Source organism: Acinetobacter sp. HY1485, assembly GCF_027568475.1.
In the GTDB taxonomy this organism is placed as follows: Bacteria; Pseudomonadota; Gammaproteobacteria; order Pseudomonadales; family Moraxellaceae; genus Acinetobacter.
This window is the reverse complement of sequence record NZ_JANKZG010000009.1, coordinates 63,332-74,865: the sequence shown is the minus strand read 5'-3', so window position 1 is coordinate 74,865 and position 11,534 is coordinate 63,332. Positions and strand designations below refer to the sequence as shown.

The 11,534-nt window shown below is 37.1% G+C and carries 13 protein-coding genes and 1 rRNA gene; 8 read left to right on the top strand and 6 right to left on the bottom strand.

The genetic code is table 11. The annotated features are described in order from the left end of the window. The first annotated feature begins 4 nt into the window (after positions 1 to 4). Positions 5 to 119, top strand: a 5S ribosomal RNA gene (gene rrf, locus PCI70_RS10100). 96 nt (positions 120 to 215) lie between these two features. Next, complete coding sequence (argA, locus tag PCI70_RS10095; RefSeq protein WP_269915210.1) at positions 216 to 1,544, top strand: amino-acid N-acetyltransferase; 1,329 nt, start codon at positions 216 to 218, stop codon at positions 1,542 to 1,544. Positions 1,545 to 1,553: 9 nt separating this feature from the next. Here the strand turns inward: argA and PCI70_RS10090 are convergent, their stop codons facing one another. Further along, positions 1,554 to 1,775 (bottom strand): hypothetical protein, encoded by a 222-nt coding sequence (locus tag PCI70_RS10090; RefSeq protein ID WP_269915209.1) that lies wholly within the window; start codon positions 1,773 to 1,775, stop codon positions 1,554 to 1,556. 48 nt (positions 1,776 to 1,823) lie between these two features. Here PCI70_RS10090 and PCI70_RS10085 point away from each other — a divergent pair, with 48 nt between their 5' ends. From PCI70_RS10085 to PCI70_RS10065, 5 genes are all read left to right on the top strand, one after another. Continuing rightward, on the top strand, positions 1,824 to 2,435 hold the full coding sequence (locus PCI70_RS10085) for a TetR/AcrR family transcriptional regulator (protein ID WP_269915208.1): 612 nt from the start codon (positions 1,824 to 1,826) through the stop codon (positions 2,433 to 2,435). A gap of 135 nt (positions 2,436 to 2,570) precedes the next feature. Continuing rightward, on the top strand, positions 2,571 to 3,578 hold the full coding sequence (gene ribF / locus PCI70_RS10080) for a bifunctional riboflavin kinase/FAD synthetase (protein WP_269915207.1): 1,008 nt from the start codon (positions 2,571 to 2,573) through the stop codon (positions 3,576 to 3,578). Positions 3,579 to 3,623: 45 nt separating this feature from the next. Further along, complete coding sequence (ileS, locus tag PCI70_RS10075; RefSeq protein ID WP_269915206.1) at positions 3,624 to 6,458, top strand: isoleucine--tRNA ligase; 2,835 nt, start codon at positions 3,624 to 3,626, stop codon at positions 6,456 to 6,458. Beyond that, positions 6,451 to 6,972 carry a signal peptidase II gene (gene lspA, locus PCI70_RS10070; RefSeq protein ID WP_269915205.1) on the top strand — a complete coding sequence of 174 codons (522 nt, stop codon included), beginning with the start codon at positions 6,451 to 6,453 and terminating at the stop codon, positions 6,970 to 6,972. The genes ileS and lspA overlap by 8 nt, the downstream gene beginning before the upstream one ends. Next, on the top strand, positions 6,965 to 7,447 hold the full coding sequence (locus tag PCI70_RS10065; protein WP_269915204.1) for an FKBP-type peptidyl-prolyl cis-trans isomerase: 483 nt from the start codon (positions 6,965 to 6,967) through the stop codon (positions 7,445 to 7,447). Before lspA ends, PCI70_RS10065 begins: the two co-directional genes overlap by 8 nt. An 8-nt stretch (positions 7,448 to 7,455) precedes the next feature. Here PCI70_RS10065 and PCI70_RS10060 read toward each other — a convergent pair whose 3' ends face one another. The 4 genes from PCI70_RS10060 to ubiG all read right to left on the bottom strand — a co-directional run bounded on the left by PCI70_RS10060 (position 7,456) and on the right by ubiG (position 10,044). Next, positions 7,456 to 7,749, bottom strand: coding sequence for a hypothetical protein (locus PCI70_RS10060; protein ID WP_269915203.1), 294 nt, complete (start codon positions 7,747 to 7,749; stop codon positions 7,456 to 7,458). A 137-nt stretch (positions 7,750 to 7,886) separates the two neighbouring features. Next, entirely contained in the window at positions 7,887 to 8,633 is a 747-nt protein-coding gene (locus PCI70_RS10055) for a YciK family oxidoreductase (protein ID WP_269915202.1), read from the bottom strand. A gap of 32 nt (positions 8,634 to 8,665) precedes the next feature. After that, on the bottom strand, positions 8,666 to 9,334 hold the full coding sequence (locus PCI70_RS10050; protein WP_269915201.1) for an HAD family hydrolase: 669 nt from the start codon (positions 9,332 to 9,334) through the stop codon (positions 8,666 to 8,668). Further along, complete coding sequence (ubiG, locus tag PCI70_RS10045; RefSeq protein WP_269915200.1) at positions 9,331 to 10,044, bottom strand: bifunctional 2-polyprenyl-6-hydroxyphenol methylase/3-demethylubiquinol 3-O-methyltransferase UbiG; 714 nt, start codon at positions 10,042 to 10,044, stop codon at positions 9,331 to 9,333. Before ubiG ends, PCI70_RS10050 begins: the two co-directional genes overlap by 4 nt. 169 nt (positions 10,045 to 10,213) lie before the next feature. Between ubiG and PCI70_RS10040 the strand changes: the two genes are divergently transcribed. Further along, on the top strand, positions 10,214 to 10,831 hold the full coding sequence (locus PCI70_RS10040) for a thiol:disulfide interchange protein DsbA/DsbL (RefSeq protein ID WP_269915199.1): 618 nt from the start codon (positions 10,214 to 10,216) through the stop codon (positions 10,829 to 10,831). A gap of 30 nt (positions 10,832 to 10,861) precedes the next feature. On the opposite strand, the gene PCI70_RS10035 is transcribed toward PCI70_RS10040, so the two are convergent. After that, a complete protein-coding gene (locus PCI70_RS10035; RefSeq protein ID WP_269915198.1) occupies positions 10,862 to 11,494 on the bottom strand; it encodes a TetR family transcriptional regulator in 633 nt (210 codons plus the stop codon). Positions 11,495 to 11,534: the final 40 nt, after the last annotated feature.

The window sequence follows — 11,534 nt, the reverse complement described above, 5'->3', positions numbered from 1 at the left end:
TTGTGCTGGCGACCATAGCAAGAGTGAACCACCTGATCCCTTCCCGAACTCAGAAGTGAAACCTCTTTGCGCTGATGGTAGTGTGGGGTTACCCATGTGAGAGTAAGTCATCGCCAGCTCATTATTCTAAAGCCCCTCAATGAGGGGCTTTTTTTATGCCTATAATTTAAATAAATTTAAAGAGTTTGTTATAATTCTTAACTAAAACTATTTTTATGAGAGAAAGAATGACTAAATCAGATAATTCAATGGAATCTCTACATTGGTTTCGTCATTCAGCACCTTATATAAATGCACACCGTCAAAAGACTTTTATCATCATGATTGATGGAGAAGCGATTGAACATCCAAACTTTAGTACAATTATTCATGATATAGCTCTGTTACATTCTTTAGGTATCCGTTTAGTTCTTATTCATGGCGCAGAACCTCAAATTAATAACTATATAAAAATTAGTAACTTAGAAAATAATTTCATTGATGGTCGTAGGCTTGTTAAAAGATCTACTTTACCTAGTGTTATGAGTGCAATGGGTTCTACACGTATGAGAATTGAAGCACTATTGTCTATGGGATTAGCTAACTCACCCATGTTTGGTTCTAGAATAGATGTAGTATCTGGAAATTTGGTAACCGCTAAACCTTTTGGAATTCATAATGGAATTGACTTTGAGTTATCGGGAGAGGTGAGGAGTATTGATGTAATAGCAATTACTAAACTATTAGATGAAAATAATATTGTTTTAATAAGTTCTATAGGTTATTCAACTACTGGAGAAATTTTCAGTTTAATTACTGAAGAAGTCGCAACAAAAACTGCTATAAAAATAAAAGCAGATAAACTAATTTTCTTAAATAAAGAAAATGTTTTAAAAGATGCTAGTGGCATGTTAATTAAAGAGATCTCACCCGCTCAATTTGATCATTATAATTTTTTAAATTTAGCCCCATGCTTTGAAGCAGCTAAAGAAGCAGCATTAAATGGTGTAAAACGCGTTCATATTTTGCCATTTCAACAAGATGGTGCATTGATTCAAGAGTTATTTACTCGTGATGGTATAGGAACAATGATCACGGATGCCCATTATGAAAATGTAAGAATGGCAAGTATTGAAGATGTCGGTGGTTTAATGAATTTACTGCGTCCTTTAGAGGAGCAAGGAATTCTAGTTTATCGATCACGTGAAAGATTAGAACAAGAAATAGAGCAATTTGCAGTGATAGAGCGGGATGGAACGATTCTTGCTTGCGCGGCCTTATATCCCATCGAAACTTTAAAAAATGAAGTAACGTCTTCTGAGTTAGCATGTGTTGCAGTACATCCTAATTATCGAAAATCTAATAGAGCTGTTCAAATTTTAGGATTCTTAGAAGATAAAGCCAAACAACATGGTATACAGCAACTTTTTGTGTTAACAACGCGCACAGCCCATTGGTTTTTAGAACAAGGCTTTCAAGTATCTTCAGTGCATGAGCTCCCCAGCGCAAGACAAGCACTATATAACTATCAGCGTAATTCCCAAGTATTTAAAAAATTGTTATAAAAGACTTTACTAATACTCTGTATTTAAAACAATAGATTTGCTGATTTGCTGATTTGCTGATTTGCTGATTTGCTGATTTGCTGATTTGCTGATTTGCTGATTTGCTGATTTGCTGATTTGCTGATTTGCTGATTTGCTGATTTGCTGATTTGCTGATTTGCTGATTTGCTGATTTGCTGATTTGCTGATTTGCTGATGAAAATAACTTAAAATTTTATATGCAAAACTCATTAATTTTCTAATAAAATCTAAACTATATTTTTAATTTAGGTTACGCATATGGAGCTTAAGAAAAGTACGCAAAAACGTAATCAACTTTTAAATGCAGCATTAGATGTATTCTCTGTATATGGTTTTGCTGGGGCAAGTTTAGATGAAATTGCTCGGCTTGCAGATATGCATAAGTCGAATATATTTTATTATTTTGAAAACAAAGAGGCACTTTATATAGAAGTATTAACCTCTGTTTTACAAAAATGGTTAGAGCCTCTTCAAATATTTAATGTTGAAGCAGATCCTGAAGAAATGCTGACGCATTATATTGAACAAAAAATTGAATTTTCTAAGCAGAACCCTAAAGCATCTAAACTTTTTGCCTTAGAAATTATTCAAGATGCACCTTATATTCATGACATCATTAAAGGTTCAATTAAGAAACATTTTAAACGTAAACTTAAAGTGATTGTACAGTGGCAAGAACAAGGCAAAATTTCGATAGATATTGACCCCGAACTATTTGTTTTTAATATTTGGGCAATTACACAAAGTTATGCGGATTTTAGCGCGCAATTTGAAGCATTAACGGGTAAGACACTAAAAAATAAAAGCTTTCATCAAAGAACTTTAAAGCATACAGTACAAATGCTATTAAATGGTTGTTTGCCAAAATAACTGAATCTACAACATAAAGTAATACGTTTTTTACAAACGTATCTTACTTTATGCGCCTTTAATAAAAAAACAACGTCAGCACAAAAATATGGCAAAATATAACGCTTACTATCTTTGAGGATTGCTTTAATTTCCATGAAATTACTTCGTTTGAATGCCCTCTGTACATTAAAAGGTTTACCCCAAACAGCCGTAACAATTGGTAATTTTGATGGTGTTCATCTTGGGCATCAGGCTATGATTAAGCAACTCCAAAAAATTGCAGCGCAAAAACAACTTAAAACCTTGGTCATGATTTTTGAGCCACAACCACTCGAGTTTTTTAAAGGTTATGATGCGCCACCTCGTATTAGTTCTTTACGTGAAAAAGTAGAGTATTTAAAAGAGCTTGGTATTGATTATGTTGCAGTTGCTCAATTTAATGAGCAATTTAGAAGTCAAACAGCAGACAGTTTTGCAAAACTTTTGAAAGAACAACTAAATGCAAAAGATTTAGTATTAGGCGATGATTTTCATTTTGGTAAAGATCGACAAGGTAATAGTAAGTTTTTAAAAGATTTTGGCTTTAATGTAACGAATATTAAAACGGTCACAATTAATCAAGAACGTGTAAGTTCAACACGGATACGTAAAACATTACAGCAGGGCAATTTACAACTTGCACAAAAACTTCTTGGACGTCCGTATAGTATTATTGGGCGTGTGCAACATGGTGATAAACTTGGTAGAACCCTTGATTTTCCAACGATTAATGTGGCATTAAACCGTCATAAGCCTTGTTTAAATGGGATTTATGGCGTTGAAGTGATTTGCGAAACAGAATCTTTGCTTGATAAAGTACAACAACACCCACATAAAAAAGGAATTAAAGGATATACCGTGGAGAGTGTATTTGGTGCTGGGCATGTAGGTACACGTCCTGCCATTCAACAAGAATATCCTGAGTGGCGTTTAGAGGTACATTTTCCTGATGTTTCTGCTAATCTGTATGGTTTACTAATGCGTGTGACATTTTTGAACTATTTACATGGTGAAAAAAATTATCCTTCACTTGAAGCATTAAAAACAGGAATTCATGATGATGTAGTGCAACTTTGCGAATTTCGTAAACAACACAAAACATCACCTTTAAATCAAGATTAATTTAACGAGTCACAGACTCATTTGCCGATATTGGAAGCAACTTGCATGAGCGATAAGCAAACCCCTGAAAATGCAGTGGACTATAAAGCCACGCTAAACCTACCGGGTACTGAATTTGCAATGAGAGCAAATTTAGCAGTACGTGAACAAAAATGGTTAGAAGAGTGGTACGCAGATAATATTTATCAGCAAATTCGTGAGTCGCGTATTGGCAAGAAAAAATATGTATTACATGATGGTCCTCCGTATGCAAATGGACAAATTCACCTTGGACATGTCGTTAATAAAGTACTTAAAGATATTATTGTAAAAAGCCGTACATTAGATGGTTTTGATGCACCTTATGTACCAGGTTGGGACTGCCATGGGTTACCAATTGAACTTAAAGTAGAAGAAAAAATTGGTAAAGTGGGCGATAAAGTTGATGCAACGACATTCCGTAAGCATTGCCGTGAATATGCGTTAGAACAAGTTGATTTACAGCGCAAAGATTTTAAACGTTTGGGTATTTTAGGTGATTGGGAAAACCCATACCTAACGATGAACTTTAAGCAAGAAGCCGATATTGTTCGTGCATTAGGACTAATCCAAAAAAACAGACACATTCAGCCGGGACTTAAACCTGTTAACTGGTGTTTAGACTGTGGTTCTGCACTTGCAGAGGCAGAAGTAGAATACGAAGACAAAAAATCAGACGCCATTGATGTTGGTTTTGGTGTGATTGACTTAGCTGATTTATCTGCACGTTTAGATGTAGAAGTTAAAGACGCAACTGATATTGTAATTTGGACAACCACACCTTGGACAATGCCTGCTAACCAAGCCGTATCTGTACATGCAGACATCGAATATCAATTGGTACAAGTTCAAACAGACCGTGGTACGCACAACTTAATTTTAGCTAAAGATTTGGTTGCATCTGCTTGTGAGCGTTACAAATTAGAAAATCCTGTAGTTTTAGCTGATTTTACAGGCGATAAAATCGAAAAATTATTGCTTCAACATCCATTGATTGCAGAACGTCAAGTGCCTATTATTTTGGGTGAGCATGTGATTGCAACAAGTGGTACGGGTGCAGTACATACTGCTCCTGGTCATGGTGTAGACGATTACAAGGTTGGTTTACAGTACGGTTTAGCGGTAGAAAACCCTGTGGGCTCTAATGGTGTTTATTTACCAACATCGCCATTATTTCCAAATGAGCATATTTATAAAGCCAATCCAAAAATTATTGCTGCATTAGGCGAAGCAGGGCACTTATGGGCGCATGAACCAATCCGTCATAGCTACCCACATTGCTGGCGTCATAAAACGCCTATTATTTTCCGTGCAACGCCACAATGGTTCATTAGTATGGATCAAAATGGGTTGCGTCAGGGTGCTTTAAATGCCATCGAAAATGATGTGAAATTTGTACCCGAATGGGGTCAAGCACGTATTGAATCGATGGTGGATGGTCGTCCTGATTGGTGTATCTCACGCCAACGTACTTGGGGTGTGCCAATTCCATTTTTTGTGGATAAAGACACCAATGAGTTGCACCCACGTACTGCCGAATTAACGGAAGAAGTGGCAAAGCTGATTGAACAAGAAGGGGTTGATGCGTGGTTTACACGTGATGCCAAAGATTTCTTAGGTAAAGATGCAGAGCAATACCGTGCTGTACGCGATACATTAGATGTATGGTTTGATTCGGGTACAACACATTATGCTGTTTTAGAACAACGTGAAGACTTACAAAGCCCTGCTGATTTGTATTTAGAGGGTTCAGATCAACACCGTGGTTGGTTCCAATCTTCGTTACTCACATCTATGGCAATTCATAACCGTCCACCGTACAAAACTGTGTTAACACATGGCTTTACGGTAGATGAAAAAGGACGCAAGTTATCTAAATCTTTAGGCAACTACATTCCTTTAGAAGAAATTATTAAGCAATTAGGTGCTGATGGTTTACGTTTATATGTGGCATCAAGCGATTACCGTTATGAAATTGCAGCGTCTAAAGAAATCTTTAACCGCGTAAGTGATAGCTATCGTCGTATTCGTAATACGGTACGTTTTTTACTTGCCAACTTAAATGGCTTTAAACCAAGTACAGATTTAATGCCTGCAAATCAATTGATTGCCTTAGATCAGTACATTTTAAAACGTGCCAATGAAGTTCAAGCGGTGATTGTTCAAGCATACGAAGATATGAACTTCCATGCAGTATGTAGTGCATTAACTAATTTCTGTATTAACGATTTAGGTGGTTTCTATTTAGATATCATTAAAGATCGTCAATACACGACAAAAGCTGACTCGCAAGCACGCTTATCTGCACAAACAGCGTTGTACCATGTGGTACAAGCATTTGTACGTTGGATGAGCCCAATTTTAAGCTTTACTGCACAAGAAGCGTGGGCACTCATTCCTGAGCAGTCACAAAAATATGTATTTACGCAAGAATGGTACGATCTACCAAAAACGCAAGAAAACAGTATTACAGATGCAGATTGGCACGCATTGCTTAGCGTAAAAGCAGCGGTAAACAAGCAAATTGAAGTTGCACGTAATGCTAAAGCAGTGGGTGGTAATTTATCTGCGAAAGTAGAACTTTGGGCACAGCCTGAACTGCAAACAGTACTTAATAAACTTGAAAATGAATTACGTTTTGTATTGATTACATCTCAAGTAGAAGTAAATGCGTTTGCTGAAGAAGGCGAAGCAACAGATGTCGAAGGTTTGCGCGTACGTGTAACAGCAGCTGAAGGTGAAAAGTGTGCACGTTGCTGGCATGTTTTACCAGATGTAAACACACATGTAGATCATCCTGGCTTATGCTCACGCTGTATCGTCAACGTAAGTGGCGCAGGTGAAGAGAGAAAATATGCCTAACCAAACTAAAGGCAAATTTAGTTTATCAAACACAATGTGGCTTGGGCTTTCTGCCCTTGCCATTGTGATTGATCAATGGACAAAGCATTTAGCAAGTACCCATCTAAACTATGCCGATCCTGTTGCAGTCTTGCCGTCATTAAATTGGACACTGTTGCATAACTATGGTGCTGCATTTAGTTTTTTATCTGATGCAGGTGGTTGGCAACGCTACTTATTCATGGGACTTGCAGGCGCTGTATCTTTAATTTTTGCGTTTTGGCTAATTCGTATGCCAAAAACATTGAAAGTACTGCCTGCAGCAATTGCACTTATTTTAGGTGGTGCATTGGGTAATTTAATTGATCGGGTGTCTTTAGGGTACGTAGTCGATTTTATTCATGTGTACTATCAAAATCATCATTTTCCTGCATTTAATATTGCAGATAGTGCCATTACAGTAGGTACTATTTTATTGTTAATTGATACCTTCTTTTTAGAAAAAAAGCGTAAACAGGGTAAAGTGGATGAGTAATATTATTTCTCCAAATGAAGAAACCCGCATTACACAAGGTGCAAAAGTTGATTTACATTTTTCTGTTGCGATAGAAAATGGTGTTGAAATTGACAATACACGTAGTCGTGAAACACCTGTAAGCCTTGTGGTAGGTGACGGTAGTTTATTGCCTGATTTTGAAAAAGCACTATTTGGTTTACGTGCAGGCGATCGCCGTACAGTCCATTTATCGCCCTCTGAGGCGTTTGGCGTTTGGAATGCTGAAAATGTACAACGTTTTGATACGGTAAAATTTGAACAGCGTCCAACCATTGGGCATATGATTGAATTTGAAGATAAAGCAAAATCTAGCTTGTTTGGTGTTGTAAAATCAGTAAATGATGACACTACAGAAGTAGACTTTAATCATCCCTTGGCAGGTAAAAATATTACCTTTGAAGTTGAAATTTTTAAAGTTACTCCTGCAGGACAACAAAGTATTCAATTATCTTAAAAAGCACTCTAGGGTGCTTTTTTAACCTCAATAATGATGTTCTCTTGATTAATTAAAATGCACGTGTGTTGCACATAGTACCAATCTTTTGGTTTTTCAAACAGTCGTCCCGTATTTTGCGCTTTTATTTTGTAATGATCATTTCGATAATGTTGCGGTAAAATAAACCCAACTCGCCATTGAAATGTTCTTAATCTTGCTAATCCTTTTTGTTGTTCATCAAATGGTATAACCATCTGTGTGGATTCAGCAAAGGCATGACTAAATATAAATGCTAATACAGAGATTAACATTTTGGGCATGTGGCACCTTAACTTAAACGTATTAGTACCACTTTATATAAGAATTAAAGAGAAATTGTGGAGATTATTCAATTCAGTTTATTTATATTTCAATTGTTAAGTTTATATATTTAATCAATTTAATTATAAAATAGGTCTTAATTTTGAGCATCCAAACTTTGTCCATTAAGATGTAAGCTATCTTCACCCATCAGATATAAATAAGCAGGCATAATTTGTTCAGGTGTTGGTAGAGACAGTGGGTCTTCTTGAGGATAGGCTTTGGCACGCATAGCGGTACGTGTAGCACCGGGATTAATGCAGTTAAAGCGGATATTTGGATGTGTATTTTCTTGAGCAAAAATTTGATTGAGTGCTTCTACGCCAAATTTAGAGACACTATAAGCACCCCATAAAGCACGTGCTTCACGTCCCACACCAGAGCTTGTAAAGATTACAGACGCTTGAGTAGATTTTTCCAATAAGGGCAGAAGGGCTTGAGTAAGCGCAAACGGAGCGCGTAAATTTACAGCAAAAACCTCATCCCATGTTTGTAGGTCATAGTCTGCTAAAGGGACACGGTCACCTAAAATTCCTGCATTATGCAGTACACCATCTAAACGTCCAAATTGTTGCTCAAGCGTTTGTACTAAAAATTCATAATCACGCTGAGACGCACTTGAAATTTGTAATGGTAAAATAGCAGGTTGAGGCGCACCTAGACTTTCAATCTCATCATAAATGACCTCAAGTTTATTTAAAGAGCGCCCATGTAAAACAACGGTTGCACCGTGTAAGGCATAGCTTAGTGCAGCAGTTTTTCCAATTCCATCTCCCACACCTGTAATCAAGATAACTTTATCTTTGAGCAGGTCTGAACGAGGTTGGTATTCTGATAGTTTCATATGGGACACCTCTTTATTGTTGTATTAATTTTTTAGCATAAATATGTACAAATTTCATCGTGTAATTGTTGAACATTATGTACAATTTTATTGGCTTGCCATGCTTGTAAATTATCTTTTGCATCAGGTGGTAAGTAGCCGTAAGCAGCTAAAATAGTGATCATATTGGCACTGCGTCCTGCATCAATATCACGCGGATGATCGCCTACATAAATAATATGTTCAGGTGCAATATCAATCTGTTTTGCAGCTAAAAACATAGGTTCTGGGTGTGGCTTAGCTTGTTTTACATCTTCAGGGCAGACCAATACTGCACAACGCTCATCAAGTTGCAATGCTTTTAATAATAGTTCGGTAAGGTGTCGTGGTTTATTGGTCACAATACCCCATGGAATTTGACGTTGCTCTAAATCTTGTAAAAGCGTTTCCATGCCTTGAAATAACGCCGTATCCACTGCCAAGTCTTGTTGGTATAGGTCTAAAAAACGCTGACGATGAGCTAAAAATGTTTGGTCATCTGTTGTAAGTTCAGGATAAACCAATTTGACCATGGCACGCGCGCCTTCAGAAACTTGGCGGCGGATGGTATCGGCATCTACAACGGGTTTGTTTTCTTCACGGCACATGTTTTGAATGATGCGTACAAAGTCGGCAGCGGTATCAATAAGTGTTCCATCTAAATCAAATAAAACAGCTTTCATACATCACCTTTTTGCGTATACACCATATAGTTCACATCAACATTTGGGGCAAGCCAATAGTGTTTAGTCAGTGGGTTGTAATGTAAGCCTGTCATGTCTTTTAGGGTTAAGCCTGCTTGGCGTATATCGTGTGCAAGTTCTGATGGGCGAATAAATTTATGATAGTCATGTGTCCCTTTAGGAAGCATACGCAATACATATTCTGCACCAATAATGGCAAACAAATAAGCTTTTGGATTACGGTTAATGGTTGAGAAAAATACCAATCCGTTAGGTTTTACTAATTTTTTGCATGCTTCAATGATAGAGGCAGGATTAGGAACATGCTCAAGCATTTCCATACAGGTCACAATGTCGTATTGTCCTGCTTGTTCTTCTGCAAGTTCTTCAACAGGGATTTGACGATACTCAATATTGCTAACGTTTTCTTGTTCGGCATGTAAGCGACCAACTGCAAGAGGGGCTTCGCCCATATCAATCCCTAAGACATCTGCACCACGGCGTGCCATGCTTTCTGCCAAAATACCACCACCACAGCCGACGTCTAGGATTTTTTTATTGGTGAGCCCTTGTGATTTTTCATCAATCCAATTGAGACGCAATGGATTGATTTGATGTAGGGGACGAAATTCTGAATGTTGATCCCACCATTTGGCTGCGAGGGCTTCAAACTTAGCAATTTCTTGAGGATCAACATTAGGTTTTGACATCTATTTCACCTTGATTGTATATTTTATTTTAAGTTTTCTAGTGTAGCGTGTATTACAATAAAAGTGATAAAAGCTGTAAAAAAGTTCACATAAACAAGACGTTTCTGCGCTAGATATTTTATATTTATGCGCTAGGCTATATAGGCTTGAAAAAGGAAAAAAACAGTTCATGAAAAAATTTATGATAAGTGGGTTGGCTGCAACAGTTATGGCATTTTCTGCTCCTTCAATGGCAGAAGATTTTGTAGCAGGGAAAGACTATACCGTAATTAAAAATCCTTCACCTTCGCCTGCGGGTAAAATTGAGGTGCGTGAATTTTTTTGGTATGGCTGTCCACATTGCTTTTTATTAGAACCACATATGCAAAAGTGGTTAAAAAGTATGCCAAAAGATATTACATTTGTTCGCTCTCCTGCGGCAATGAATCCTGTTTGGGAGTCAGGTGCACGAACTTACTATGCTTCTGAATTGTTAGGGGTACGTTCAAAAACACATATTCCATTATTTCATGCGATTCATGTTGAAAATCAGCAAATTTTTGATCAACAGTCGGCAGCAAAATTCTTTACTAAATATGGTGTATCAGAAAGCCAATTTAATAATGCTTACAATTCTTTTGCCGTGAGTACTAAAGTTGCAGAATCGAACAAACTTGCACAGCAGTTCCAATTATTGGGTGTACCTGCAGTTGTGATTGATGGAAAATACATGGTGCAAGGTGAAAATGAACGCGTTGTAAAAGTCATGAACTATTTAATTGATAAAGAACGTAAAGAAAAGAAATAATGAGTGAGCACATCAATTGATGTGCTTTTTTTATGTTGTGGCATTGAGTGCATTTTTTAAGAACGTAACTTTTTGCGAACAGTTTTGAACAAAGCGTTTTTTCTTTTTTAAAGCGATTGGTGTTTGCTCTGTACGACACAACTCAATCCAATCCATTGACCATGTAAAACATAGTTGCAATACCAATTCTGCATACATATTAATATCGTGTGCAGGCACATTTTGGTAGTCAGGTAAACGGTTGAGGTCTTTAATAAAATCATTCATTAAATCAACCGCATCGAGTTGAATAATTTCCTCTAAAATAGTGTAACCACCCCAACGCTCTGCAATAAAAAAATGCCAATAAGCCGCATTACTTTCGATGACGCCAAAAAACATAGCCATCCGTTGTTCAGGTGTTTCGTTAGGATCAGAAATAAACCGTAAACGGAACTGAAATAAGGTACTTTTGATGAGTAAACTCACATGGTCAATGAGTACCTGTGCAAGTTCGTCTTTATCTTTAAAGTAACGATAGAGCGCACTGGGAACGACGCCAATTTCGCGGGCAAGTTGTCTTAAACTAATGTTGCTAAAAGATTGCCCATGAAATGTCAGCTCTAATACTTTATCAACAATGGCTTGCCTAATTTGTGTTTTACGTTCTGTACGTATCGACATAAAAAATGCATCCCGTTCTTATTAGAGTCATGAAATGAAT